Origin of the sequence: uncultured Salinicola sp. (assembly GCF_937921195.1) — a bacterium.
Taxonomy (GTDB): domain Bacteria; phylum Pseudomonadota; class Gammaproteobacteria; order Pseudomonadales; family Halomonadaceae; genus Salinicola.
Map to the genome: position 1 here is coordinate 1 of NZ_CALFQK010000176.1, position 26185 is coordinate 26185.

Consider the following 26185-nt stretch of genomic DNA (forward strand, 5'->3'; position numbering starts at 1 on the left):
AATGCCGGCCTGTCACGCCGGAGGTCGCGGGTTCGAGTCCCGTCCGGTCCGCCATACTTCGCATTGCTGGTGCTTGTTGTATCGAATTGTTTGACGTCTGGGTGGTTAGCTCAGCTGGTTAGAGCACCAGCCTCACATGCTGGGGGTCACAGGTTCGAGTCCTGTACCACCCACCACAGCGGACCGGTAGTTCAGTTGGTTAGAATGCCGGCCTGTCACGCCGGAGGTCGCGGGTTCGAGTCCCGTCCGGTCCGCCATCGACGTCTACTGCTTCAATCGGTATCTCTCGCCATCCCGTTCGCGATGGCTCCTGCAGGCGCCAAGCCTCTTTCATTGCCCGGCTCCATCCTGCTTCGCCTCTGCTGTGATTCACGGCCCTCTGACTCGTCGTTCCGTTCCGATGTCACCTGGTGGTGGAAATACCGCTTTGGTGCAATGGCTCTTGGCGGCGGTTTCGTTACACTGATGTTCATACGCGCGTTTGAAAGCCGCTGCCGGCGGTGGGCGCCCCGACATGAGTGGATTCGATCGTGACGCACTTCCCCAATCTCTTTCGCCCGTTGCGGGTAGGTTCGCTGACGCTGCGCAATCGCTTGGTGATGGGTTCGATGCATACCAATCTGGAAGAAGCGCCGGAAGGTTTCGAGCGTCTGGCGGCGTTCTATGCCGAGCGGGCTCGCCACGGCGTCGCCCTGATCGTCACTGGCGGTATCGCCCCCAACGCGGAAGGGGCGGTCTTTCAGGGGGCCGCCAGGCTCACCGACGAGGCCGAGGCCGACCAGCACCGGCCGGTGGTGGAGGCGGTCCATGAGCAGGGGGCCCATATCTGCCTGCAGATCCTGCATGCGGGCCGCTATGCCTACTCCCCGGATCTGGTGGCGCCCTCGGCGATCGCCGCACCGATCAACCGGTTCGTGCCGCGGGCGTTGAGTGGCGACGAGGTCGAACGCCAGATCGAGGATTTCGTGCGCTGCGCCAGGTTGGCGCAGCGCGCGGGGTATGACGGCGTCGAGATCATGGGCTCGGAAGGTTACCTGATCAATCAGTTCCTGTGCCGCCGTACCAACCATCGCGACGATGCCTGGGGTGGCGACGCGCCGCATCGCAGCCGGTTCGCGCTCGAGATCGTGCGCCGGGTCCGCGAAGCCTGCGGTACGGACTTCCTGCTGATCTTCCGGCTGTCGATGATCGATCTGGTCGAGGATGGCAGCACCCGGGACGAGATCGTGGCGCTGGCGCTGGCGGTCGAGCAGGCCGGGGCGGATGTGATCAACAGCGGGATCGGCTGGCACGAGGCGCGGGTGCCGACCATCGTGACCAGCGTGCCGCGCGCCGCCTTCGTGGCCGTCGGCCGGGCGGTACGCGAGGCGATCTCGATACCGCTGATCGCGACCAACCGCATCAACATGCCGGCGGTGGCGGAGACCGTACTGGCCGGCGGGCATGCCGACCTGGTCTCCATGGCGCGCCCCTTTCTGGCCGATCCGGCATGGGTGGCCAAGGCCGAGCAGGGCCGGGTCGACGAGATCAATACCTGCATCGCCTGCAATCAGGCCTGTCTCGATCACACCTTCAAGGGCAAGTTGACCTCCTGCCTGGTCAACCCCCGCGCCTGTCACGAAACGGAGCTGACGCTGTCGCCGGCCGCGACTTCCAAGCGGGTCGCCGTGGTCGGAGCGGGCCCGGCGGGGCTGGCCGCGGCCACGGCCTGCGCCGAGCGCGGGCATCGAGTGACGCTGTTCGAGCGTGATCCGGAGATCGGCGGCCAGTTCCGGTTGGCACAGCGCATACCCGGGAAAGAGGAGTTCGCCGAGACGCTGCGTTACTTCTCGACCCGGTTGGCGCTGCTTGGCGTGGAGCTGCGCCTCAACGCGGAAGCCGGTGTCCAGCAGTTGCAGGATTTCGACGAGATCGTCATCGCCACCGGTGTCAGGCCTCGCGAACTCGAACTGGAGGGGATCGATCACCCCAGCGTGATCTCCTATCCCATGGCGATCCAGCATCCGGAGCGCGTCGGGCGTCGGGTCGCGATCATCGGCGCCGGCGGGATCGGCTTCGATGTGGCGGAGCTGCTTTCCCACGCCGAGCAGCCGGCGCTGGATCCCGAGCGCTGGTGCGACGAATGGGGCGCGGATCTGAGCGTCGAACGCCCCGGCGGCCTGAAGGCGCGGCTGCCGCCTGTCGTGCCGCGCCAGATCACCCTGCTGCAACGCAAGACCGGAAAGCCAGGCGCCGGGCTCGGCGTCACCACCGGCTGGGTGCATCGGGCGGCGCTGCGGGCGCGTCAGGTCGAGACGCTGTCGGGATGCACCTACCACCGGGTGGATGACGCCGGGTTGCATGTCAGCGTCGATGGTGAGCCCCGCTCGCTGGCGGTCGATACCGTCGTGATCTGCGCCGGGCAGGAGTCGCAGCGGGCGCTCTACGAGGCGATGCAGGGATCCGGCGTGGGGGTTCACCGTATCGGCGGGGCCGAGCGCGCCGCGGAGATCGATGCCAAGCGGGCCATCGACCAGGGGGTGCGTCTGGCGGCGACCTTGTGAGCGAGAGCCGGGTTTGCGTTGAGTCAGCGTGAGTGGCCGGGTGGCGCACGCTGCCGATAGGCAAGAGCAGGTGTTAGACTTGGGCGTTCACCAGTGAGCGCGATCCGCGCGACGGCGACCCCGTCGCTGGCTGGGTCGCGCTTCTTGTTATTCAGGCTGCCGTGGTTTCGACCGCCATGCCTGACCCTCAGAAAACGCGGACTCTGTACGCCGTGACCGGCCCGAGTCGCTTTTCTCGATGGAGGGATCGTACAAGGACCCCCAGATGACATCCGATTGTAGCCCTCGCTACCTGGCGAGCGACAACACCTCCGGCATCTGCCCGGAAGCCCTCGACTACCTGATCCGGGCAAACGTCAGCGATGATCTCGCCTACGGCAACGATGCCTGGACCCATCGCGCTGCGGATCGTTTTCGCGAGCTGTTCGATTACGACTGCGACGTCTTCTTCGTCTTCAACGGCACCGCCGCCAACTCGCTCTCGCTGGCGGCACTGGGCCAGAGTTACCACAGCGTGATCTGCCACGAACTGGCCCACATCGAGACCGACGAGTGCGGCGGGCCGGAATTTTTCTCCAACGGTTCGAAGCTGCTGACCAGCCCTGGCGAGAACGGCAAGCTGACGCCGGAGGGGATCGAGCGCCTCGTGGTCAAGCGCAACGATATCCACTATCCCAAGCCACGGGTGGTCTCGATCACTCAGGCCACCGAAGTCGGCACGGTATACTCTCGCGAGGAACTGCTGGCGATTCGCACCGTCGCGGACAAGTACGACCTGCGCGTGCACATGGACGGGGCGCGTTTCGCCAACGCCTGCAGTGCGCTGGATGCCTCCCCGGCCGAGCTGACCTGGCAGGCGGGCGTCGATGTGCTCTGCTTTTCCGGCACCAAGAATGGCTTGCCGATGGGCGAGGCGATCCTGTTCTTCAACAAGGAGCTGGCCGAGGATTTCGCCTATCGCTGCAAGCAGGCGGGGCAGCTGGCCTCCAAGATGCGTTTCATCGCCGCGCCCTGGCTGGGCCTGCTGGAATCCGGCGCCTGGCGGCGCAACGCCGATCACGCCAACGCCATGGCGCGCTATCTCGCCGACGGCCTGGCATCGCTTCCCGGCGCGTCGCTGATGTTCCCGACCCAGGCCAACAGCGTGTTCGTGAGCCTGCCGGAACCGGTCATCTCCCAACTGCGCGCCCAGGGCTGGACTTTCTATACGTTCATCGGGGCTGGCGGTGCGCGTTTCGTCTGCTCCTGGAACACCACCTCCGAGCTGCTCGACCAGCTGTTGGCCGACGCCCGCGCCGCCTTCGACCTGCCCTGACGGATACCGGCGCCCCAATTTCCTCGGGCGCCGGTCGGGCCTCGCCACGCCCGCGACGAACCGCGGGCGAATTTGTCCCGGCTTTTCTATGAGTTACCGATACCTGCGTGGACCGACGCATTTTGTCGATGCAAATTCCCCGTGCATCGAAACCGGATCGTGGTAGCGTGTTCTAAAGCGTGTATTTCGACGCTGCGTTGAAAAGACTCGCAAAATGAGTCTTCCCGACGCTTCGTGCATCTGTCTATGCTGATAGTCAGCTAGCCCGGCTGGCGGGGCGTTCGCCCTGAGCGGTTGGGGGTCACGACCAGGAGGCTTCCATGAGCATCTTCGATCACGTGCAGAGCCGTTACGAGCAGGTTCAACAGGAAGAGATGAGCCTGCAGGAATATCTAGAGCTGTGCCGGAAGGATCCCCGTGTCTACGCCAATGCCGCCGAGCGGATGCTGAGCGCCATCGGGGAGCCCGAAACGATCGACACGGCCAAGGACTCCCGCCTGTCGCGTATCTTCTCCAACAAGGTCATTCGTCGCTATCCCGCCTTTGCCGAGTTCTACGGCATGGAAGAGGCGATCGAGCAGATCGTCGCCTACTTTCGTCACGCCGCCCAGGGGCTCGAGGAGCGCAAGCAGATCCTCTACCTGCTGGGCCCGGTGGGCGGGGGCAAGTCGTCGCTGGCCGAACGCCTGAAGCTGCTGATGGAGCGTGTCCCGTTCTACGCCATCAAGGATTCGCCGGTCTACGAGTCGCCGCTGGGATTGTTCTCCCCCGAAGAGGATGGCGAACTGCTCGAGAAGGAGTACAACATCCCGCAGCGCCATCTGCGCGGGCCGATGTCGCCCTGGGCGGCCAAGCGGCTCAAGGAGTACGGTGGCGACCTGTCGCAGTTCCGGGTGGTGCGCCTGCATCCCTCGCGTCTCAACCAGATCGCGGTCTCCAAGACCGAGCCCGGGGACGAGAACAATCAGGACATCTCATCGCTGGTGGGCAAGGTCGACATCCGCCAGCTGGAGCTCTATTCCCAGGACGACCCGGACGCCTACAGCTTCTCCGGCGGCCTGTGCAAGGCCAACCAGGGGCTAATGGAGTTCGTCGAGATGTTCAAGGCGCCGATCAAGGTGCTGCATCCGCTGCTGACGGCCACCCAGGAAGGCAACTACAATCCCACCGAAGGCATGGGCGCGATCCCCTTCGACGGCATCATCATGGCCCACTCCAACGAGAGCGAGTGGCAGCAGTTTCGCAACAACCGCAACAACGAGGCCTTTCTCGACCGCGTCTACATCGTCAAGGTGCCTTACTGCCTGCGGGTCTCCGAGGAGATCAAGATCTATCAGAAGCTGCTCGAGCACTCCTCCCTCGACGAGGCGCCCTGCGCGCCGGATACCTTGCGCATGCTGGCGCAGTTCTCGGTCCTTTCGCGACTCAAGGAGCCGGAGAATTCGAGCATCTATTCCAAGATGCGCGTCTACGACGGTGAGAACCTGAAGGACACCGATCCCAAGGCCAAGTCGATCCAGGAGTATCGCGACGCCGCCGGCGTCGACGAGGGCATGGATGGGCTCTCCACGCGGTTCGCGTTCAAGATCCTCTCCAAGGTATTCAACTTCGACGCTCACGAGATTGCTGCCAATCCGGTGCATCTGCTCTACGTGCTGGAGCAAGCGCTGGAGCGCGAGCAGTTGCCTAAGGAGACCCACGAGCGCTATCTGCGTTTCATCAAGGAGTACCTGGCGCCGCGCTACGTCGATTTCATTGGCAAGGAGATCCAGACCGCCTATCTCGAGTCCTACACCGAATATGGCCAGAACATCTTCGACCGCTACGTGACTTATGCCGATTTCTGGATCCAGGACCAGGAGTACCGCGATCCCGAGACCGGCGAGCTGTTCGACCGGCAGTCGCTCAACGAGGATCTCGAGAAGATCGAGAAGCCGGCCGGCATCTCCAATCCCAAGGATTTCCGTCACGAGGTGGTCAACTTCGTGCTGCGGGCGCGGGCGCACAACAACGGCATGAACCCCAGTTGGCAGTCGTACGAAAAACTCCGCGGGGTGATCGAGCACAAGATGTTCGCCAACACCGAGGAGCTGCTGCCGGTGATCTCGTTCAACGCCAAGGCGTCGGCCTCCGATCAGCGCAAGCATGAGGATTTCGTCGATCGCATGGTGCAGCGCGGTTACACCGAGAAGCAGGTGCGACTGCTCTCTGAGTGGTATCTGCGGGTGCGCAAGTCGCACTGAACGATCGCAAGTCGATGTCAGCGGCGCGGGGTCGCGAATCGCTCTCCGCGCCTTGAGGCAGGGGCCATTGCCGGTCGGTCGCTGTCGCAGTCAGTCTGCGGGAGGTGCCATGAGCTACTTCATCGATCGACGCCCCAACGCGCGCAACAAGAGTGCCGTGAACCGTCAGCGGTTCCTGCAGCGCTACCGCTCCCACATCAAGCGTGCCGTGGAGGAGTCGGTGAATCGACGCTCGATCACCGATATGGAGCGTGGCGAGAAAGTCTCCATTCCCGCCAAGGATATTTCCGAACCTTCGTTTCAGCACGGCCCGGGCGGTCGGCGAACGGTGGTGAGTCCCGGCAACAGGGAGTTTGCCGAGGGAGATCGGCTGAGGCGACCCAGCGGTGGCGGTGGGCAGGGGAGCGGCGAGGGGCAGGCGGGAAATCAGGGCGAAGGCATGGACGAGTTCGTGTTCTCGCTGTCTCGCGAGGAGTTCCTCGATTTCGTCTTCGATGGCCTGGAGCTGCCGCACCTCGAGCGCAAGGAGCTGCAGGTATTGGAAGAGACACGACCGGTGCGTGCGGGGATCTCCAAGGAAGGGGTGCCGGCGCGGATCAATATCGTCCGCTCGATGCGCGAGGCCCAGGCCCGGCGTATCGGCATGCGGGCGCCGCTGAAACGTGCCCTGCGCGAGGCGCAGGAGGCGCTCGAAGCCGAAGAGCGCAAGGATCCGGTACTGCGCAACCCGGCGCGTATCGATGAACTGAAATCCGAGATCGCACGGCTCGAGAAGCGGATCGGATCGATCCCGTTCCTCGACACCTACGATCTGCGCTACAACCATCTTACGCATCAACCCATGCCATCGAACCAGGCGGTGATGTTCTGCATCATGGATGTTTCGGGGTCTATGACCCAGGCGCACAAGGACATCGGCAAGCGCTTCTTCCTGCTGCTCTATCTGTTCCTCGAGCGCAACTACGAGAAGGTCGAGCTGGTCTTCGTGCGCCACCACACCGTAGCCAAGGAGGTCGACGAGGAGGAGTTCTTCTATTCCCGCGAAACTGGCGGCACCATCGTCTCCAGTGCGTTGACGCTGGTCGACAGCATCATCGAGGCGCGCTACGCGCCGGAGCAGTGGAATCTCTACGTGGCGCAGGCCAGCGATGGGGACAACTGGGACGACGATTCGTCCACCTGTCTCGAGTTACTCGACGAGTCGCTGATGCGCAAGTTGCAGTACTTCACCTACGTGGAGATCACGCCTCACGCACACCAGGCGCTGTGGGAAGCCTACGAGACGGTCAGGGCGGCCTACCCCGAGCGCTTCGCCATGCAGCAGATCGTCCAGGCGGAAGATATCTACCCGGTTTTCCGTGAGCTTTTCCGCCAGCGGGCAAAGGGGTGATCGAAGGCCTGGAGACGTAACGCAGCGAGGAGATAGAGAGCGATGACGCGACGCAAGCCCATTGCCACCGGATCGGACTGGAACTTCGAGGCGCTGGAAGCCTACGAGCGCGCCATTGGGGAGCTGGCCCGGGAGTATCGGCTGGATACCTATCCCAATCAGATCGAGATCATCACTTCCGAACAGATGATGGATGCCTACGCCAGCGTGGGCATGCCGATCGGCTATCACCACTGGTCATTCGGCAAGCAGTTTCTGTCGGTGGAGCAGGCCTATCGCCGGGGGCAGATGGGGTTGGCCTACGAACTGGTGATCAACTCCGATCCCTGCATCGCCTACCTGATGGAGGAGAACTCGCTGATGATGCAGGTGCTGGTCATCGCCCACGCCTGCTATGGCCACAACTCCTTCTTCAAGGGCAACTATCTGTTCCGCGCCTGGACGGACGCTTCGGCGATCGTCGATTATCTCGTGTTCGCCCGCAAATATGTCGCCAAGTGCGAAGAGCGGCATGGCGTGGAGGCGGTCGAGCAGCTGCTCGACGCCTGCCATGCACTGCAGAATTATGGCGTCGACCGCTACAAGCGCCCGTCGCCGATCTCCGCCGAGGAGGAGGTGCGGCGCCAGGATGAGCGCGAGGCCTATCTCCAGACCCAGGTCAACCGGCTCTGGAGCACGATCCCGGCCCCGGCCAGTGGCCTTGTGCAGCAGCCGTTGCACGATCTGGAGAACGACCCCCTGGGACTGCACCGGCACGACCGCTACCCCAGTGAGCCCCAGGAAAATCTGCTCTACTTTCTGGAGAAGAATGCGCCGTTGCTGGAGCCCTGGCAGCGCGAGATCGTGCGCATCGTGCGCAAGCTGGCCCAGTATTTCTACCCGCAGCGCCAGACCCAGGTCATGAACGAGGGCTGGGCGACGTTCTGGCACTACACGCTGATGAATCGCCTGTACGACGACGGGCTGATCGACGAAGGCATCATGCTGGAGTTTCTGCAGTCCCACACTTCCGTGGTCAGCCAGCCGGGTTTCGGCAGCCCCTATTTCAACGGCATCAATCCTTATGCGCTGGGGTTTGCGATGTTCAGCGACATCCAGCGCATCTGTCAGGCGCCCACCGACGAGGACCGGGAATGGTTCCCGGACATCGCCGGCAGCGACTGGCTGGAGACGTTGCATTTCGCGATGCACAACTTCAAGGACGAATCGTTCATCCAGCAGTTCCTGTCGCCCAAGGTGATCCGCGATCTCAAGCTGTTCAGCCTGGTCGACGACGATCGCGACGACAGTCTTCAGGTCGAGGCGATCCACGACGACCGCGGCTATCGCCGCATCCGCGAAGCGCTCAGCGTGCAATACGCGCTATCGGCCCGGGAGCCCAATATTCAGGTGTGGGAAGCCGACATTCGCGGGGACCGTTCGCTGACGCTACGTCACGTGCAGGATCGGCGCCGTCCGCTGGGGCAGAGCCTGTTCCCGGTGATGCGTTATCTGCACCAGCTCTGGGGGTTTCCGATCAAGCTCGAGTCGATGGAGGGAGGGGAAGTCGTGCGTCGCTATCAGTGGCCGATCCCCGAGTCGACCCGCGAGTCGGCATGAGCGCTGCGCCCGCGGGGGATGGGTGTCAGGACGTGCTGGCCGTCCAGCCGCTGCACCAGCCATCGCTGGCGACCCGGTAGTCGGGAAACAGTCCGCAGGCCTGGCTCGACGCGGTGAAGAAGTCGCAATTGCCGCAGCGACGACCCGCCTGGTAGGCGGAATTGCCCTGTGCGTTCGAGGCGTCCTCTACATAATCGAGCGCCCTGGCTTGATAGGCGTCCGGGTCCAGCATCGGCTTGTCCTGCGCCAGGGCGGGCAGGCCTCGCCATCCGAACAGCAGCAGGCCGGAGGCGTACATACCATGCCGAAGAAGGCGCCGACGTCCTTCGTCGTTTGGCGGCCCGCCGGCCTCTTTCGCCATCTTTTCCGCCGGTTCGTGCATGATCCGTCTCCGGTTCGTTGTCCTGCCGCCTGCCTCTTCTGGATGACTGGAAGTATGCGATGTGTCGTGACATTGTCACAAGACATCCGCAGCAGCCATCTGCTGGCGGGCGATATCGCCAATCATGGTGCCACCAAGGGTCGACTATGCGCTATGTCCAGTTTTTGACCGATCATGGAGAGATGATGCTGGTTGGGGACGAGCGGGGCCTGCGCGAACTGCGCCTTCCCCGGAGTTCCCGTTCCGGGGCGCCGGAGTCGAGCTGGCAGGAGGATGCCGGTTTCTTCGATCAGGCGCGGGCCGAGCTTGAAGCCTACCTGGCGGGGCGCCGCCGGAGTTTCAATGTCACTCTGTCGCCCGAGGGGAGCGATTTCCAGCTCCAGGTCTGGCAGGGCCTGTTGCGCATCCCCTACGGCAAGACCAGCACCTATGGCGAGATGGCGCATCGCCTGGGCAAGGATGGCGCGGCTCAGGCCATCGGCGGTGCGGTGGGGGCCAATCCGCTGCCATTGTTCATTCCCTGCCATCGGGTCGTCGCCGCCAGGGGGATGGGGGGCTACAGCGGTGGCGAGACGCTGAAACGCGCGCTGCTGACGCTGGAGGGCGGTTGGTCCGGGAGCTGATATACTTGCGCCGGACCATTCATTCTTCGGGCCTCGCGAAAGGCCGAACGCCGGTGGGAGAGGGAAATGCAGAACGCCGTCATTCTGATCAATGTCGAAAAGGGCCGGATACGGGGTGTCGCCGAGCGCCTGGCCGATCTGGAGGGAATCAGCGAGGTCTATTCGACCTGCGGCCGCTACGACCTCATCGCCATCGCCCGGACGCGGGATTTCGAATCCTTGGCCTCGCTGGTGACCGAACGGCTGATGAGCGTCGAGGGCATCCGTGACACCGAAACGCTCAATGCCATGCAGGTGCACTCACGCCACGACCTCGACGCCATGTTCTCCGTCGGCCTGTAAGTCGGGGTGGCGCGTCGTCGAAAGCGGGGGCTGCTGGGGCAGCTGGCCCGCTCCTCCCGAATCGGCCTGATTTTCGTCGTCGTCATCAGCGGGCTGTGGTACTGGCAGGAAGGGGATGTCCGCGACCAGTTGAGCTGGATGGGCGTACCCGAGTGGCAGTGGAACGACTGGCGGGGATGGAACCGGGTGCTGCGCAACGACGGTTTCCTGTTGGGATGGTCGGACGTGCGGGGCGGGCCGCTGTGGGTCGGCTATGTGCTGAATCGGGTCGACGATCCTCACAGCCTGCCGCGGCCAGACCGTTTCGACTCCGACTGGCGCAGCCTGTGGCCCATCAGCAGCAACGACTATACCGGCAGCGGCTATGACCGGGGGCATATGGCGCCCAACTACGCCATGGCGGTCGCCCACGGGCGCGCCGCCCAGCTCGACAGCTTCCTGATGACCAATATCACGCCGCAGCGACCCAGGCTCAATCGACAGCTGTGGCAGCGCCTGGAAGAAGCGGTTATCGACGATTTCGTGCCCAGGTTCGGTCGCGTCTGGGTCGTCACCGGGCCGATCTACGACGACCAGTTGCTGCATCGGGTCGGGTTCTCTCAAATCCCCGTGGGATTCTACAAGATATTGATCGCCCCGGGCACGACGCCTCGTGCGCTGGCGTTTCTGATGCCGCAGGACGTCAACGGCAACGAGCCCCTTGCCCGTTTTCTGGTCACGATCGATGAGATCGAGGCACGCACCGGCCTGGACTTCTTCCCTCAATTGGCCGACCCCGTCGAGCGCCAGCTGGAGGGGCGGGTGGACAAGGACGGCTGGGGTCTCGAGGCGGTGTCGACGCGGCCCGGACGCTACCAGTGAGCGAGGCTGTATCCGGCTTGCGCTGAAAAAGTGTCTTGCGGGGAGTGTTGCGAGTGATGCAGCAAGAGGAAAGCGATCATGACACGTGGTGCCCAGGAGAGGACTTGAACCTCCACATCCGTAAGGATACTAGCACCTGAAGCTAGCGCGTCTACCAATTCCGCCACCTGGGCGTGTCATGTATCGGGTGCTGCCAGGAGTCTGGAAAACTCCTCTGGAATGGTGCCCGGAAGAGGACTTGAACCTCCACATCCGTAAGGATACTAGCACCTGAAGCTAGCGCGTCTACCAATTCCGCCATCCGGGCTTACCGGCCTTGTGCGTTCGAAACGACCATCGCCGCAAGCGATGGTGCCCAGAAGAGGACTTGAACCTCCACGTCCGTAAGGACACTAGCACCTGAAGCTAGCGCGTCTACCAATTCCGCCATCTGGGCCAAGGCGCGATGCATAATACCGATTTTGCATCCGAATGCAAGCCTCCCGTAGCAAGGTTTGCGGGTGCTTCGAACCGCATGTCGGCCCTGTTTCGCTACCCGTTCACCGACAGCAATCGAGGCTGTTTGGCAGCACATGGTTGGGTCGGGCTGGCGTGACCGCTATACTTGGCGAATGAATCCAAAAAGATTGAACGGCTCAGGCCGCCCGCCGCGTGAATTCTCTCTACAACCCAAGCCCAGCAGGCTCAACGCAAGGACGATGGTTGCATGACTCATTGGACGTTGGATGACGATCCGCACGCGGCTCGTGAAACGGAAAAATATGACAATCCCGTACCCAGTCGCGAGTATCTGCTGGCGCGGCTGGAGAGCTACGGCAAGCCGATCACTCACGAAGACATGAGTGAGATGCTGGGGCTCGAGGACGACAACCAGCTGGAAGCCGTGCGTCGCAGGCTGGCGGCGATGGAGCGTGACGGCCAGATCCTCAAGGATCGCAGAGGCGCCTATGCTCTGATCGACAAGCTCGATCTGATCAAGGGGCGCGTTCAGGGGCACCGTGACGGCATGGGCTTCCTGATTCGGCACGATGGCGTCAAGCCCGACCTGGTGCTGCCGCCGCGCCAGATGCGCCGCGTGTTCGACGGCGACGTGGTGCTGGCTCGCGTCAGCGGCAAGGATCGTCGAGGTCGCGCCGAGGGCACCATCGCCGAGGTGCTGGCCCGCAACACCCAGACGCTGGTCGGCGTGTTTCGCCAGAACAGTTCCGAATTCGCGGTGCTGATCCCCGAGAACTCGCGGATCAGCCAGGAAGTGATCATTCCCCACAGCGTCAGCGGTGGCGCGAAAGACGGCCAGATCGTTTCCGTCCACATCACCCAGCAGCCGGAGACCCGCAAGCAGCCGGTGGGTGAAGTGGTGGAGATTCTGGGGGAGCGGATGGACCCCGGGCTCGAGATCGACATCGCGATTCGCTCCCACGATATTCCCGCTGAGTTTCCGCCGGAAGTGGACGAGCAGATCGCCGGCATGTCCGCCGAGGTGAAGGAGGAGGACAAGGCGGCGCGAATCGATCTCCGCGAGATGCCGCTGGTGACCATCGACGGTGAGGATGCCAAGGATTTCGACGACGCCGTCTGCGCCTGGAAGACCAAGTCCGGGAGCTGGAAGCTGGTCGTGGCGATCGCCGACGTCTCCCACTACGTTCGCGGCGGCAGTGCCCTCGACAACGAGGGCTACATCCGCGGCAATTCCGTCTATTTCCCTGGGCAGGTCGTGCCGATGCTGCCGGAGCTGCTCTCCAACGGGCTCTGCTCCCTCAACCCGCACGTCGACCGCCTGACCATGGTCTGCGAGATGAACATCTCCCAGAACGGCACCATCAGCCGCTACAAGTTCTACGAGGCGGTGATTCAGTCCCATGCCCGGCTGACCTACAACCAGGTCGGCGCGATGCTGGAGGAGCCGGACAGCGACGAAGGGGCAGCACTTCGCGAGCACTACCGCGAGCTGGTGCCATCGCTGGAGAATCTGCACGCGCTCTACAAGGTGCTGCGCCAGGCCCGCGAGGCGCGCGGGGCGATCGACTTCGAGACCACCGAGACGCAGATCGTCTTCAACGACGAGCGCAAGATCGAGAAGATCGTGCCGCGCACGCGCAACGACGCCCACAAGCTGGTCGAGGAGTGCATGCTGGCGGCCAACGTCGCCACGGCGCGCTTCCTCGACAAGCACGACCTGCCCGCGCTCTATCGCGTCCACCAGTCGCCGGCACCCGAGCGGCTGGAAAATCTGCGCGTATTCCTGGGTGAGCTGGGGCTGACGCTGGGGGGCGGTGACGAACCGTCGCCGAAGGACTACCAGGCGTTGCGCGAGGCGATTCAGGGGCGCCCGGACTTCGATATCATCCAGACCGTCATGCTGCGCTCGATGAGCCAGGCGGTCTATTCGCCGCAGAACGACGGACACTTCGGCCTCGCTTATCAGGCGTACGCGCATTTCACGTCGCCGATTCGCCGCTATCCCGACCTGCTGGTGCATCGCGCGATACGGTCGGTCATTCGCGGCCCGCGCCAGACCCAGACCGTGCAGCGCGCGGAGGGGGCGCCGGTCGAGAAACCCTCGATCTGGTGCCCGTATACCTTCGAACAGATGGTCGAGCTGGGCGAGCACTGCTCGATGACCGAGCGTCGCGCCGACGACGCCACGCGTGACGTCACCGACTGGCTGAAGTGCGAGTTCCTCTCCGACAAGGTGGGCGAGGTCTACGAAGGCACCATCGCCTCGGTGACCCAGTTCGGGATCTTCGTGCGCCTCGACGACGTCTACGTGGAAGGCTTGGTGCACGTGACCTCGCTGCCGTCCGACTACTATCACTACGAAGCGGAAAAACACCGTCTCAAGGGCGAGCGCAGCGGCGTCGCCTATCGCCTGGGAGATGGCGTCACCGTGCGCATCGCCCGGGTCGATCTCGATGACCGCAAGATCGATTTCGATCTCGCCGATGCGGCGCCGCGCCACCGTCGCACGCCACGTGGCCAAAAGCCCGGCGGCGATGCTCCCACTGCTGACGCGCCCGCCAAGAAGCCCTCGTCACGCAAGAGTCGCCCCGGCAAGCGTGAGCGCCAGGGGGCAGCGGGGAGCAACGACGAGGGCGGCAAGCGTCGTTCCCGCGGCCCGCGTCAACGCGGTGGCAAGCGATGACGGCGGCCGTCGGCCAGCCGTCCAGCAGGCGCCACCCGAGATGAGTCGTCCCGCGAAACCGCGCGATCTGCCTCGCATGCCGGACGGGCTGGAGCCCGTCTACGGCGTCCACGCCGTTCGTGCGCTGTTCGAACGCGGCCAGCCGCCGAAAGTGCTGTGGGTTCAGCAAGGCCATGCCGAGCAGCGCCTGGAGGCTCTGCTGCAACAGGCCCACGCGACGGGTTGCGAACTGAGGCGAATGGCGCGTGAGGTGCTCGACGGGGTCTCCCATCAAGCGTCTCATCAGGGCGTGATCGGTTTTTGCGAGCCGCTGATCGCCGAGAGCGAAACGACCCTGTGGTGGCGGCTCGAGCAGTGGCAGGCCGGCCCGCCGCCACTGCTGCTGATTCTGGACGGCGTCACCGACCCCCACAATCTGGGCGCCTGCCTGCGCAGCGCCGACGCTGCCGGGGTCAATGGCGTGATCGTGCCCAAGGACAAGTCGGCGCCGCTCAATGCGACGGTGCGCAAAGTGGCCTGCGGGGCGGCGGAGCTGGTGCCGGTGTTCCAGGTCACCAATCTCGCCCGTTGCATGGAGAAGCTCAAGCAGCAGGGCGTCTGGATCACCGGTACCGCCGGTGAAGCGGATTCGCTCCTCTACGACGCCGATTTCACCGTGCCCTGTGCCCTGGTGATGGGCGCCGAGGGCAAGGGGATGCGCCGTCTGACTCGCGAGGCCTGTGATGGGCTGGTCAAGCTGCCGATGCAGGGCGGTGTCTCCAGTCTCAATGTCTCGGTCGCCACCGGCATCTGTCTGTTCGAGGCGGTACGCCAGCGGGCAGGGCGCGTTGCCGGTTGAACTTGCGCTGACAGGGCTTGGCCTCTACAATTGCGCGGTTCTGTGGGCAGGCTATGCTCATGGAACGCGACTCCCGCTCGGGCTCGTCCGGGCGAATCGCCAATTGGTCTGAATATCCGGGGTCGTGAACGGAGCACTGTGCCGTTCACCCGGTATCGACTCCTTGCTTCTCGTGGTGGTCATCTCTTAAGGAGTGTCGCCGCGCGGAAGCTGCCAAACCGCAAGGAGCTAACATGCGTCATTATGAAATCGTGTTTATGGTCCACCCGGACCAGAGCGAGCAGGTTCCGGCCATGGTCGAGCGCTACACCAGCCTCGTGACCGAGAACGGCGGTACCGTGCATCGTCTCGAGGATTGGGGCCGTCGCCACCTGGCCTACCCGATCAACAAGATCCACAAGGCACACTACGTGCTGATGAACATCGAATGCAGCGGCGAGACCCTCGACGAGATCGAGAACATCTTCCGCTTCAACGATGCCATCATCCGCAGCATGATCGTGCGCAACAAAGAGGCCGTTACCGAAGCCTCGCCGATGATGAAGCCGGCTGAAGAGAAGAGCCGTCGCCGTGACGACAAGCCCTCCGAGCGTGGCGATCGTGAGCGTTCAGAGCGCCCCGAGCGTTCCGAAACCACCGCCGAAACCAACTGATTCGATTTCGCTAAGGAGAGACTCTCATGGCACGTTTTTTCCGTCGCCGTAAATTCTGCCGCTTCACCGCCGAAGGCGTGAAGTACATCGATTACAAAGACATCGATACGCTGAAAGCCTACGTCACTGAAACTGGCAAGATCGTCCCGAGCCGTATTACCGGTACTCAGGCGCGCTACCAGCGTCAACTGTCTACCGCGATCAAGCGGGCGCGTTACCTGGCGCTGCTGCCGTACTCCGACAGCCACCAGTAAACCCTGATCCGGTAGTCCACGATCGGTAATCCATAGCGAGGCATCATGCTGGCACTGGCACGTTGGATCATGCGCGGTACGCCACAAGCGATAGCGGCGGCCGCACTGACAGCGTTGGTGCCGTGGCTGTTCTGGTTCAGTGCCGCAGTCGCCGGGCTGGTTACCCTGCGCCGGGGCATGACCACGGCGGCGCCGGTGCTGCTGGCCGCAGCCCTTCCCGCCGGCTGGTGGTGGATGCAGGGTGACTCGGTCCCGCTGGCCAGCATCCTGCTGGTGACGTTGATGGCGACGGTGCTGCGTTCACGCATGCGCTGGTCCGAAGCGCTCATCGTCGGCAGCGTGGTTTGCATGGCGCTGGTGCAGCTTGGCATCTTCGTGCCGGCCGGAGGGACCGCGCCACTGCTGGCGGAGCTGCGGCAGAGCTCGTCGGAGGTCGCCAGCATGCTCGACCAGCTATCGGCGCAGGGCGTCGATACCGAGTTGATGGCGACGCTGGTGATCGGCGGGGCGACCGGCCTGGTCGTGCTGCTCGCCGGGATCGCCTGCCTGGCGCTGGCTCGCAGCTGGCAGGCGGGGCTTTACAACCCCGGAGGGTTTCGCGAAGAGTTTCATGCACTGAAACTGTCGCGCAAGCAGCTCCTGCTGCTGGTCGGGCTGATGGCGCTGGGCATGGTACTGGCCGTTCCCGCCGCCAGCCTGCTGGCCTGGGTTCCGTTGCTGGTCGCCGGTGTGGCACTGGTTCATGGGTTTATTGGTTTGAAGGGAATGAGCGGGTTCTGGCTGGTAGGCTTTTATGCCTTGCTGTTGACCACCTGGCCCACGATTCTGATTGTACTGCTGTTGGCGTTGGTAGATACCTTCGCGGATTTTCGCGGTCGTCTGACACGCAGTGATTGACGAGAGGTTCACGAGAATGGAAGTCATTCTGCTCGATAACATCGGCAAGCTGGGCGACCTGGGTGACAAGGTCACCGTCAAGCCCGGATACGGCCGTAATTACCTGGTTCCCTACGGCTTGGCCGTGCCGGCAACCAAAGACAACGTCGAAGCGTTCGAAGCGCAGCGCGCCGAGCTCGAAGCCCAGGCTGCCGAGCGCAAGGCCCAGGCCGAGACCCGCGCGGCACAGCTCGCCGAAATCGAACTGTCTCTGGTCGCGAAAGCGGGCGAGGAAGGCAAGCTGTTCGGTTCCATCGGCCCGCGCGATCTGGCCGAAGCCATGGCCCAGGCCGGCATCGAAGTCGCCAAGAGCGAAGTTCGCATGCCGGAAGGCCCGCTTCGCCAGACCGGCGAGTATGACATCGCGCTGCAGTTGCATGCCGAAGTCACTTCCAGCGTCCGCGTGGTGGTGGTGGCCGAGTAAATCTCGACCATCGTCGTCGCCGAGACGTCTGGCCGAAGGCACGCAGGGTTCACGCCCTGCGTGCCTTTTTCATGGCCGGGAGGCGTGGCGATGGCGGCTGCCGACTGGGTAGAATGAGCGCCAGACATTTGCAGCGTGTTCTGCGCGCGACACGGGATGAACGCCAAGCATGAATCAACGCGTCGACAATGATCACGAAACCGCACAACTGAAGATGCCGCCGCACTCGCTGGAGGCGGAGCAGTCGGTGCTGGGCGGGCTGATGCTCGACAACAGCAGCTGGGATACGGTGTCGGAGCGCCTGGTCGCGGACGACTTCTATCGCCACGAGCATCGCCTGGCATTCAATGCGATGGCGGAACTGGCCGAGAGTGCGCATCCACTCGATGTCGTCACGCTGTCGGAAGCGCTGGAGCGTCGCGATCAGCTCGAGAGCGTGGGAGGGCTCGCTTATCTGGCGGAGCTGGCACGCAACACGCCGTCGGCCAGCAACATTCGCGCCTACGCCGATATCGTCCGCGAGCGGGCGACGCTGCGAAAACTGATCCAGGCCTCACGTCAGATCGCCGACAGCGCCTACTCCCCGGAAGGGCGGCCGCCGGACGAGCTGGTCAACGAGGCCGAGCGGCTGGTGTTCCAGATCAGCGAGTCCCGGCCCAAGTTCGGCGGGCCGATCGGCATGAGCGACCTGCTGACCAAGGCGGTCGACCGGATCGACGAGCTGTTCAACATGAAGGGGCAGATGACCGGGATCTCGACCGGTTTTCGCGATCTCGACGACATGACCTCGGGCCTGCAGCCCTCGGACCTGGTGATCATCGCGGGCCGACCCTCCATGGGCAAGACCACCTTCGCCATGAACCTGGTGGAGCACGCGGTGGTCTCCAACGACAAGCCGGTCATCGTGTTCTCGATGGAGATGCCCGCGGAATCGCTGATGCTGCGCATGCTCTCGTCTCTGGGGCGGATCGATCAGACGCGGGTGCGTACCGGCCAGCTCGAGGACGAGGATTGGCCACGATTGACCTCGGCGGTCAATCTGCTCAAGGATCGGCAGCTGTTCATCGACGATACGCCGGCGCTGTCGCCCAATGAACTGCGGTCGCGGGTGCGCCGCATCGCCCGCGAGCACGGCAATGTCGGCCTGGTGATGATCGACTATCTACAGCTGATGCAGGTGCCGGGACTCTCCGAGAACCGGACCGCCGAGATCTCGGAGATCTCTCGTTCACTGAAGGGCGTGGCCAAGGAGTTCCACTGTCCGGTGGTTTCGCTCTCTCAGCTCAACCGCTCGCTGGAGCAGCGACCCAACAAGCGCCCCGTCATGTCGGACTTGCGTGAATCCGGCGCCATCGAGCAGGACGCCGATGTCATCGCTTTCGTCTATCGCGACGAGGTCTACAACTCCGACAACCCCGACAACAAGGGATTGGCCGAGCTGATCATCGGCAAGCAGCGTAACGGCCCCATAGGCACCGTCCACATGGCCTTCATCGGCAAGTACACGCGCTTCGAGGATCTGGCGCCGGACAGCTACGGCCAGCACTACGAGTAAGCCGACAGACAGTGAAGAAGCCGGCATTGCCGGTGTTTTGGAAAGACATCAAGGAGTCGAATCATGGCAGGCGGTTTTCAGCGGGGGCGTCGTCAACGGGTCCCCAAGATCGAGGTACGAGGCCAACTGGAGAAGCTCGAGCGCGAAGGCCCCTTCAAGGAGTGGCTGGGCATGCCCGATCTCTACCGTCACTGGCTGACGGTCGATGGCGAGCTCTACAGTTACCAGACGGAAGATGCCGAATTGCCGGTTGCCATCGGTGATCGCGTGGTATTTCGCTACAAGGAAGCCAAGGCGGGCAAGTGGATCGATCGCAACTCACTGGGCAAGGCGATCGACCCTTCCGATTATCAATGATCGCCGCCGTCTTGAGGTGGTTGTAACTTTGTGTGTCATTGTTGTGTCATGATGTTTCTGTTTCATGGCATTCATGAACCCACCCCTCGCTCCCATCGATAACCCCTCCCTCGAGGAGATCGTCGCCCGTCGCGATCTGAGCGTGCATTTTCAACCGATCGTTTCCGTCGCGACCGGCCACATTCTGGCGTACGAGGCCTTGTCTCGCGGCCCGCGGGATTCGCCCTATGCCAATCCGATCCCGATGTTCCGGGCGGCCCGCGCATGCGACCTGCTGGCCGCGCTGGAGTGCGGGTGTCGGGAACGGGCGATCGAAAGCTGGGTGGGTACCGGCCTTGGCGAGCTTCTGTTCCTCAACGTCAGTCCGGAAGTCCTGATCGACCCGGAGAATCTCGGCGGCAGGACGCTGGCTCTGCTTGAGCAGCACGGTCTCTCGCCCGCCCGCATCGTCATCGAGATCACCGAACAGTCGCCGGGGATCGACCCCGACCTGATGGCCGAGGCTGCCCGCTACTATCAGGCGATGGGATTCTCCATCGCGCTGGACGATCTGGGAGACGGGTACGCCGGCCTGCGACTCTGGTCCCAGCTCAATCCGGACTACGTCAAGCTGGATCGCCACTTCGTCAGTCGTCTTGACGAGGATCGCGTCAAGCGCCGGTTCGTCCGCTCCATCATCGATATCGCGCACAGCATGGACAGTCGGGTCATCGCGGAGGGAGTGGAGCGGGAGGGGGAGCTGGATACGCTTCTCGAGCTGGGCGCGGATTATTGCCAGGGGTGGTTGTTCGCGCCCCCCGATGCCGCCCCCCACCGGATGCGCGAGGCGCTCGAGGCCCGGCTCGCTTCACTGGCGGCCAATCGTCGCCCGGCCACCGCCGCGACAGAGATCCAGCGCCTCAGCGTGCCGCTGCCTGCGCTGGATGCCGACCTCTGTGTGGCGGAGGCGTCCGAGCGCTTCAGCCGTCTGCCGCATGCCAACGCGCTGGCGGTCGTCGATGGCAGGAGCCGGCCGATCGGTATCCTGGGGCGTCAGCAGCTCATGGCGCTGCTCGGCAAACGCTTCGGTTTCGATCTTCACGGTCGTCAGCCCATCACCAAGGTGATGCGGACCCAGGCGCTCTGTGTGGAGGCCCACGAGCCGCTGGAGCGGGTCTCGCGCAAGGTGACGGGGCGCGACGAAGCCTCCCGGGACGAGGATTTCATCATCACCGACGGTGGCCGCTATCTGGGCATGGGGCACGTCATCAACCTGCTGCAACTGTTCACGGAACAGCAGGTTCAACTGGCGCGCCAGGCCAATCCGTTGACCCAGTTGCCCGGCAACCGCCCCATCAGGGTGGCACTGGAGCACTATCAGCGCCAGGCGCGGGGCTTCGTCGCCTGCTATCTGGATCTCGACAATTTCAAGCCCTTCAATGACCGGTTCGGTTACGCCCTGGGGGATCGAATGATCCTCGCGCTGGCGAATCTGGTGAGCAGCGAACTGGGGCGGGAGGACTTTCTGGGCCACCTCGGCGGCGACGATTTCATACTGCTGCTGGATGACGGGAAGAATCTCCACCGCCGGCTGGCCGGTATCCAACGACGCTTCATCGCCGAGAGTCATGCGCTGGTTCCCGCCGACGCCAGAGCGGAAGGTGGCTTTCATGCCAAGGATCGCTACGATCAATGGCGTTTTTTTCCGCTGGTCCGCCTGTCGATCATCGCGCTTCGCGTCGGTGCCGAGGCCAGGGTCGAGAGCTTCGGCGACCTCTGGAGTCACTTCAAGCCGGCAGCCAAGCGCGCCGGCAACGGCCGGATCGTGGTGAGGCTAGACCGCCATTCGGCGCCTGTCGGGAAGTGAACGATCAGCGTGCCCTGACGTCTTAGTCACAGCTCTGTCACAACCGACTGTCAGGGTGTCGCGACGGGATGGCAAGGAGCGTCTCCCGATCCAGAATACGATTCCATAAACGACCCACAGGAGGGAACCATGGAACTCAAGGAGCTAGAGCAATATCAACGACATCATGAGAACTTCGAGATCCGCGTCATCGCCCATGCCGGCAGCCGCTACTATCAGGTCATGCTGGAACCGGAAGACGGTGCCACGCAGGCCTTGACCCGGCGCGGCAAACCGATGCTGTTTCGCTCCCTCGACGATGTCTATGGCGAACTGAAACAGGCCGGCATCCACCGCGCCTATCTGGTCCAGCAGGTTGCCAACGACGAGATCGTCGGGCACGATCCGCATTATCACGATCCGCTGCTGTCGCGGATGCCGCTGGTCTTCTGATCCCGGACCGACGGTCTCGATGACGCCAAGTCGACGAATTTTCCATTCACCAACCTGATTTCCCTCCGGCGAGTCCCGCAGTGACTTGCCATGCTCTGGAGGGAATACTCTTTCTCTTCTCTCTGCTTTCTTCTCTCGTCTACGCCGGTGCCGGCTTGTCAGGCTCCGCGAACCTCCCGTCGTCAGCGACGCTGGTAGCCTTCTGCGTGATCACCTTGGCCGTAGGGCGCCTCGAAGTGGATCGAGCGCAGGAAGCGCGCTGCCTGGTCGAGGATGGCCGCTCGCTTGTCTTCCTGCATGCGATCCCAGCTCCCGTAGATCAGTTTCATGCGGTGGTTGCCACGTAGACGCTCGCGATGACGCTCCAGAAAGTGCCAGTACAGGCTGTTGAAGGGACAAGCGCCCTCGCCGGTGACCTTCTTGACGTCGTAGCGGCACTGGCGGCAGTGGTCCGACATGCGGTCGATGTATTTTCCCGACGCGCAGTAGGGTTTGGACCCGAGATAGCCACCATCGGCGTAGAGGGTCATGCCCAGGGTGTTGGGCAGCTCGACCCATTCGAAGGCGTCGACGTAGACCGCCAGGTACCAGTCGCAGAGCGCCGCGGGGGCGACTCCGCAAAGCAGCGCGAAGTTGCCGGTGATCATCAGGCGCTGGATATGGTGGGCATAGGCGTTGTCGCGGGTCATCTCCAGGGCGCGCCGGACACAGCGCAGATCGGTGTCGGCGGTCCAGTAGAAGTCGGGCAGGCCACGCCGTGCGTCCAGGCGGTTCTCGCGCTTGTAGTGCGGCATGCGTTGCCAATAGATGCCGCGGACGTATTCCCGCCAGCCCAGGATCTGGCGCACGAAGCCTTCCACGGCGTTGATGGGAACCTCCTCCCGGTGCCAGGCCGCCACGGCGGCATCGCACACTTCGCGTGGAGAGAGCAGGCCGATGTTCATCGCCGCCGAGAGCCGCGAATGAAACAGCCAGGGTTGTTCGTCGCTGATGGCGTCCTGGTAGGTGCCGAAGTCGGGTAGTGCGTGGGCGATGAAATGGTGCAGGTCGCTCAGCGCCTGGCGCCGCGTGACCGCCCAGTTGAAACCGTCCAGGGTGCCGAAATGGTCGCCGAACTGGGACTCCACCAGCGCCAGGACCTCGCGGGTGATGGCGTCCCGGCGATGGCGCGGCGGCTCGGGAAACCCAAGCCCCTTCTCGAGGGGCCGTCGGTTGTCGTGATCGAAGTTCCACTGACCGCCGGCCGGTTCGTCTTCCTCCATCAGCAGTCCGGTACGCTTGCGCATCTGGCGGTAGAAGTCCTCCATCCGGAAGCGCTTGCGCCCCTCGAGCCACTCGCCGAACTCGGCGATGGAGCAGTAGAAGCGGGTATCGTCGTAGAGTCGCCAGCGCGTGCCCCGACGCTGGATGCGCTCCAGCAGTCGCCATTCGCCGGGATGCGTCACCCGGATTTCATCGCAGCCGTAGGCGTCGGCGAGTCGCTCGGCCTCCTGCAGCAGATCCTGGCGGTTGTCATCGTCGTCGAGCCGGCTGTAGTGGACCTGATACCCTTTGTCGCGCAGGGTATCCGCGAAGTGACGCATCGCCGACAATATCAGCGCGATCTTCTGGGGATGGTGAGGGACATACTCCCCCTCTGCCTTGACCTCGCAGAGAGCGACGACGGCGTTGGCGGGGGCGCCGGTGAGGACTTCCAGCGCCTCACTCAACTGATCACCCAGCATCAGGATCAACGGACGCGACATGAAGTTATCCATAACTTATACACATGGTGTTGATCGTATAAGATGATCGGGTAAGTGCAAGCGACGATGGTAGAATTTCATCAAAGGATGGCAGGGAAAGGAGTGGTGCTATGGCGGCCCGTTACGGAGTGCTGCTGGTCAATCTGGGAACGCCCGAGGCGCCCACGGCCAAGGCCGTGAGAGAGTATCTCGGGGAATTCCTCGGCGACCCTCGGGTCATCGACGCGCCGCGCTGGCTGTGGTGGCCCATTCTTCATGGCGTGATTCTGCGTATTCGCCCGCCCAAGGTCGCCAAGGCCTATGCGTCGGTGTGGCAGGAAGAGGGGTCACCGCTGCTGGCGATCGGCCGGCGCCAGCAGCGCGCGTTGAGGGAGTCGCTGGCAGCCAGTACCGGAGAAGCGATCCCGGTGGAACTGGCGATGACCTACGGCAAGCCGAGCATGGAGGAGGCCGGGCTGGCGCTGCGCAAGGCAGGAGTCGAAAAAATCCTGGTGCTACCGCTCTATCCGCAGTTTTCGCGGACCACCACGGGCGCGGTCTTCCAGCGCCTGGCCAGGGCGCTGGAACCTTGTCCGCATCTGCCGGAGCTGCGCTTCGTACGCGATTACCACGACCATCCGGACTATATTGCGGCGCTGGCAGCCAGCGTCCGCCAGCACTGGGAGGCCAACGGCGACCGAGGTCGGCTGCTGATGTCCTATCACGGCATCCCCAAGCGCTACGTCGACAACGGCGACCCCTATGCCAGGCACTGCGAGACCACCAGCCGGCTGTTGGCCGAGGAGCTGGGGCTCGGCGAAGGGGAGTGGTTTCAGAGTTATCAGTCGCGATTCGGACGTGAGGAGTGGCTCAAGCCCTACACCGACGAAACGCTCAAGGCCTGGGGCGCGGACAAGACCGAGTGCGTCGACGTCATCAGCCCCGCCTTTGCGGCGGACTGCCTGGAGACCCTGGAAGAGATCGACGCCGAGAACCGCCACTACTTCCAGCAGGCCGGGGGGGGACGCTATCGCTACATCCCCGCGCTCAACGAGCGTCCGGAGCACATTACCCTGCTGACCCATCTGGTCGAGCAGCACACCGCCGGCTGGTGATGCCGGCGACGGCAGCTCGCCAAGGCGCCGTCAAGGCAGAGGGGAGTCGCCCTGGGGGGCCTCCTCGATGGAGTGTTTGGGCTTGTCGCTCTCCAGCTCGACCGGATTGCCGCGGGTGCGGGGGTCGGGCTTCAGTTTGTGGTGCAGCGCGCTCTTGGCCAGCATGTGGGCCGACACCGGTGCGGTGATGAAGGCGAAAATGGTGATCAGCAGTTCCTGGATGATCGGGCCGTCTTCCCGGCTGAAGTAGATCAGCGAGCCGATCAGGGTGCAGCCGACGCCCAGCGTGGTCGTCTTGGAAGGGCCGTGTAGACGCATGTAGAAGTCCTTGAGATGCGTCAGGCCCAGCGAGCCGATGAAGGCAAACGCGCCACCGGCGATGAGCATGAAGGCGATCGCGCCTTCGATAATCGTGTTCAGCATCGTCCCGCCTCCTATTCGATGATGTCGCCGCGCAGCAGATACTTGCAGATGGCGATGGTGCTGACGAAGCCCAGCATCGCGATCAGCAGCGCCGCTTCGAAGTAGTCCTTGTTGTTGACCCAGATACCGAACAGGACGATCAGCGCGATCGAGTTCATGTACATGGTGTCCACCGCCAGTACCCGATCCGGCAGGCTGGGGCCGACCACGGCTCGATAGAAGTTGAGTACGATGGCGGCGCAGAACAGCGCCAGCGCGATCCACAGGGCCATGTCGATCATGATTCGAAGATCTCCAGCAGGGGGCGCTCGTAGCGCTGGTGAATTTCGTCGATCAACGCCCTGGTGTCCGCCACGTCCAGCGCGTGGATGAGCAGGGTCCTGCCGTCGAGCCGCAGATGGGCGGAGACGGTGCCCGGCGTCATGGTGATGGTGCTGGCCAGGATGGTGATCGGAAAGTTCTCCTTCAATGTCAGCGGGTACTCGACGAAGGCCGGACGCATCCGCCCCCGGGGATCGAGTATCAACTTGGAGACCTGGATGTTCGCGGTAACGATATCGCCCAGGACGCGGAAGAAGTAACCCAGCAGTTTCAGAGGGCGCTTGATGGTCGGCTGGCGCTCCCAGAAAGGTCGGCAGATCACCGGGATCAGGATCGCCAGCACGCCGCCGAGGAGCCACTGCCCCAGCGCGACGCTCTGCTGCAGCAGTAGCCAGACCACCAGCAGCAGCAGCGACAATACCGGCATCGGCAGCCAGCGAGTGGGAGGAATCATGAGTCACCTCCGGCAACGTTGCGGGACAGGATCGCCTCGGCATAGGCGTCGTGATCGAGCAGTTGAGTGGCGCTGGCATCGGTGAATCGTGTGATCGGGGCGGCGAGAATCGATAGTGCCGGTGACGCGCCGATCAGCAGGAGCAGCCCGGCCAGCATCGCCGGCTTCAACCTGGGGCCATCGCTATCGCCGCGCCCCGCCTTCCAGAACACGGTCGAGCCGCTACGCGCCATGGCGACGAGCCCGGCCAGGCTCGACAGCAGCAGCAGCGACCATAGCCAGGGCTGCTCGCTGGGTAGCGCGGCATTCAGCAGCAGCGCCTTGCCGATGGCGCCCGAGAGTGGTGGCAGGCCGATCACCGTGACCGCGCCGACGAAGTAGAACAGCCCCCGCAGGGCCGGTTGGGTCACACC

General features: G+C 63.6%; 24 protein-coding genes, 5 tRNA genes and 1 pseudogene. 21 read left to right on the forward strand and 9 right to left on the reverse strand.

Features of this window, described 5'->3' with window-relative positions; all coding sequences use genetic code 11:
• Positions 1 to 99: 99 nt before the first annotated feature.
• The 7 genes from Q0602_RS21480 to Q0602_RS21510 all read left to right on the forward strand — a co-directional run bounded on the left by Q0602_RS21480 (position 100) and on the right by Q0602_RS21510 (position 9090).
• A tRNA-Val gene (locus tag Q0602_RS21480) sits at positions 100 to 176 on the forward strand.
• Positions 177 to 180: 4 nt separating this feature from the next.
• Positions 181 to 257, forward strand: a tRNA-Asp gene (locus Q0602_RS21485).
• A gap of 273 nt (positions 258 to 530) precedes the next feature.
• The gene (locus Q0602_RS21490; protein WP_298847898.1) at positions 531 to 2543 is read left to right on the forward strand and encodes an NADPH-dependent 2,4-dienoyl-CoA reductase; all 2013 of its coding nucleotides are present in this window, start codon (positions 531 to 533) and stop codon (positions 2541 to 2543) included.
• A 265-nt stretch (positions 2544 to 2808) separates the two neighbouring features.
• Positions 2809 to 3858 carry a low specificity L-threonine aldolase gene (locus Q0602_RS21495; RefSeq protein ID WP_295040350.1) on the forward strand — a complete coding sequence of 350 codons (1050 nt, stop codon included), beginning with the start codon at positions 2809 to 2811 and terminating at the stop codon, positions 3856 to 3858.
• Positions 3859 to 4178: 320 nt separating this feature from the next.
• Positions 4179 to 6101 (forward strand): PrkA family serine protein kinase, encoded by a 1923-nt coding sequence (locus Q0602_RS21500; RefSeq protein ID WP_298847901.1) that lies wholly within the window; start codon positions 4179 to 4181, stop codon positions 6099 to 6101.
• A gap of 109 nt (positions 6102 to 6210) precedes the next feature.
• Positions 6211 to 7491 (forward strand): YeaH/YhbH family protein, encoded by a 1281-nt coding sequence (locus Q0602_RS21505; protein ID WP_298847902.1) that lies wholly within the window; start codon positions 6211 to 6213, stop codon positions 7489 to 7491.
• A gap of 42 nt (positions 7492 to 7533) precedes the next feature.
• The gene (locus tag Q0602_RS21510) at positions 7534 to 9090 is read left to right on the forward strand and encodes a SpoVR family protein (protein ID WP_298847904.1); all 1557 of its coding nucleotides are present in this window, start codon (positions 7534 to 7536) and stop codon (positions 9088 to 9090) included.
• A gap of 25 nt (positions 9091 to 9115) precedes the next feature.
• Here the strand turns inward: Q0602_RS21510 and Q0602_RS21515 are convergent, their stop codons facing one another.
• Positions 9116 to 9472: a high-potential iron-sulfur protein gene (locus Q0602_RS21515; protein WP_298847906.1), complete on the reverse strand. Its 357-nt coding sequence runs from the start codon at positions 9470 to 9472 to the stop codon at positions 9116 to 9118.
• A gap of 146 nt (positions 9473 to 9618) precedes the next feature.
• Between Q0602_RS21515 and Q0602_RS21520 the strand changes: the two genes are divergently transcribed.
• The 3 genes from Q0602_RS21520 to Q0602_RS21530 all read left to right on the forward strand — a co-directional run bounded on the left by Q0602_RS21520 (position 9619) and on the right by Q0602_RS21530 (position 11298).
• Positions 9619 to 10095 carry a methylated-DNA--[protein]-cysteine S-methyltransferase gene (locus Q0602_RS21520; RefSeq protein WP_298847908.1) on the forward strand — a complete coding sequence of 159 codons (477 nt, stop codon included), beginning with the start codon at positions 9619 to 9621 and terminating at the stop codon, positions 10093 to 10095.
• A 66-nt stretch (positions 10096 to 10161) separates the two neighbouring features.
• Positions 10162 to 10437 carry an Lrp/AsnC ligand binding domain-containing protein gene (locus tag Q0602_RS21525; protein WP_110602523.1) on the forward strand — a complete coding sequence of 92 codons (276 nt, stop codon included), beginning with the start codon at positions 10162 to 10164 and terminating at the stop codon, positions 10435 to 10437.
• Between the two features lie 6 nt (positions 10438 to 10443).
• The gene (locus Q0602_RS21530) at positions 10444 to 11298 is read left to right on the forward strand and encodes a DNA/RNA non-specific endonuclease (RefSeq protein WP_298847911.1); all 855 of its coding nucleotides are present in this window, start codon (positions 10444 to 10446) and stop codon (positions 11296 to 11298) included.
• Positions 11299 to 11384: 86 nt separating this feature from the next.
• On the opposite strand, the gene Q0602_RS21535 is transcribed toward Q0602_RS21530, so the two are convergent.
• The 3 genes from Q0602_RS21535 to Q0602_RS21545 form a co-directional block, all read right to left on the reverse strand.
• Positions 11385 to 11471 (reverse strand) — tRNA-Leu (locus Q0602_RS21535).
• A 47-nt stretch (positions 11472 to 11518) separates the two neighbouring features.
• Positions 11519 to 11605, reverse strand: a tRNA-Leu gene (locus Q0602_RS21540).
• A 42-nt stretch (positions 11606 to 11647) separates the two neighbouring features.
• Positions 11648 to 11734 (reverse strand) — tRNA-Leu (locus tag Q0602_RS21545).
• A gap of 270 nt (positions 11735 to 12004) precedes the next feature.
• On the opposite strand from Q0602_RS21545, the gene rnr reads away from it, so the two are divergent.
• The 10 genes from rnr (at position 12005) to Q0602_RS21595 (ending at position 21735) form a co-directional block, all read left to right on the forward strand.
• Complete coding sequence (gene rnr, locus Q0602_RS21550; RefSeq protein WP_298847913.1) at positions 12005 to 14440, forward strand: ribonuclease R; 2436 nt, start codon at positions 12005 to 12007, stop codon at positions 14438 to 14440.
• 40 nt (positions 14441 to 14480) lie between these two features.
• Positions 14481 to 15278, forward strand: coding sequence for a 23S rRNA (guanosine(2251)-2'-O)-methyltransferase RlmB (gene rlmB, locus Q0602_RS21555; RefSeq protein ID WP_298847915.1), 798 nt, complete (start codon positions 14481 to 14483; stop codon positions 15276 to 15278).
• Positions 15279 to 15511: 233 nt separating this feature from the next.
• The gene (gene rpsF, locus Q0602_RS21560) at positions 15512 to 15931 is read left to right on the forward strand and encodes a 30S ribosomal protein S6 (protein WP_110602534.1); all 420 of its coding nucleotides are present in this window, start codon (positions 15512 to 15514) and stop codon (positions 15929 to 15931) included.
• A gap of 26 nt (positions 15932 to 15957) precedes the next feature.
• A complete protein-coding gene (gene rpsR / locus Q0602_RS21565) occupies positions 15958 to 16185 on the forward strand; it encodes a 30S ribosomal protein S18 (RefSeq protein WP_035472385.1) in 228 nt (75 codons plus the stop codon).
• Between the two features lie 45 nt (positions 16186 to 16230).
• Positions 16231 to 17082: a hypothetical protein gene (locus tag Q0602_RS21570; RefSeq protein ID WP_295036145.1), complete on the forward strand. Its 852-nt coding sequence runs from the start codon at positions 16231 to 16233 to the stop codon at positions 17080 to 17082.
• Positions 17083 to 17098: 16 nt separating this feature from the next.
• Positions 17099 to 17545, forward strand: coding sequence for a 50S ribosomal protein L9 (gene rplI / locus Q0602_RS21575; RefSeq protein WP_295036144.1), 447 nt, complete (start codon positions 17099 to 17101; stop codon positions 17543 to 17545).
• A 169-nt stretch (positions 17546 to 17714) separates the two neighbouring features.
• The gene (gene dnaB / locus Q0602_RS21580; RefSeq protein WP_298847917.1) at positions 17715 to 19100 is read left to right on the forward strand and encodes a replicative DNA helicase; all 1386 of its coding nucleotides are present in this window, start codon (positions 17715 to 17717) and stop codon (positions 19098 to 19100) included.
• 63 nt (positions 19101 to 19163) lie between these two features.
• Positions 19164 to 19457 carry a hypothetical protein gene (locus Q0602_RS21585; protein ID WP_295036142.1) on the forward strand — a complete coding sequence of 98 codons (294 nt, stop codon included), beginning with the start codon at positions 19164 to 19166 and terminating at the stop codon, positions 19455 to 19457.
• A 64-nt stretch (positions 19458 to 19521) separates the two neighbouring features.
• A complete protein-coding gene (locus Q0602_RS21590; protein WP_298847918.1) occupies positions 19522 to 21303 on the forward strand; it encodes a bifunctional diguanylate cyclase/phosphodiesterase in 1782 nt (593 codons plus the stop codon).
• A 129-nt stretch (positions 21304 to 21432) separates the two neighbouring features.
• Positions 21433 to 21735 carry a DUF6482 family protein gene (locus Q0602_RS21595; RefSeq protein ID WP_295036140.1) on the forward strand — a complete coding sequence of 101 codons (303 nt, stop codon included), beginning with the start codon at positions 21433 to 21435 and terminating at the stop codon, positions 21733 to 21735.
• A gap of 182 nt (positions 21736 to 21917) precedes the next feature.
• On the opposite strand, the gene Q0602_RS21600 is transcribed toward Q0602_RS21595, so the two are convergent.
• Positions 21918 to 23480, reverse strand: coding sequence for a cryptochrome/photolyase family protein (locus Q0602_RS21600; protein WP_298847919.1), 1563 nt, complete (start codon positions 23478 to 23480; stop codon positions 21918 to 21920).
• Between the two features lie 110 nt (positions 23481 to 23590).
• Between Q0602_RS21600 and hemH the strand changes: the two genes are divergently transcribed.
• A complete protein-coding gene (gene hemH, locus Q0602_RS21605) occupies positions 23591 to 24574 on the forward strand; it encodes a ferrochelatase (protein WP_295036138.1) in 984 nt (327 codons plus the stop codon).
• A gap of 30 nt (positions 24575 to 24604) precedes the next feature.
• On the opposite strand, the gene Q0602_RS21610 is transcribed toward hemH, so the two are convergent.
• From Q0602_RS21610 to Q0602_RS21625, 4 genes and pseudogenes are all read right to left on the reverse strand, one after another.
• Complete coding sequence (locus Q0602_RS21610) at positions 24605 to 24997, reverse strand: Na+/H+ antiporter subunit G (RefSeq protein WP_295036137.1); 393 nt, start codon at positions 24995 to 24997, stop codon at positions 24605 to 24607.
• An 11-nt stretch (positions 24998 to 25008) separates the two neighbouring features.
• A complete protein-coding gene (locus Q0602_RS21615; RefSeq protein ID WP_110602547.1) occupies positions 25009 to 25278 on the reverse strand; it encodes a K+/H+ antiporter subunit F in 270 nt (89 codons plus the stop codon).
• Positions 25275 to 25772, reverse strand: coding sequence for a Na+/H+ antiporter subunit E (locus tag Q0602_RS21620; protein WP_295036136.1), 498 nt, complete (start codon positions 25770 to 25772; stop codon positions 25275 to 25277). Before Q0602_RS21620 ends, Q0602_RS21615 begins: the two co-directional genes overlap by 4 nt.
• Positions 25769 to 26185 (reverse strand): annotated as a pseudogene (locus Q0602_RS21625) (monovalent cation/H+ antiporter subunit D); the annotation flags it as partial. The pseudogene Q0602_RS21625 and the gene Q0602_RS21620, both read right to left, overlap by 4 nt.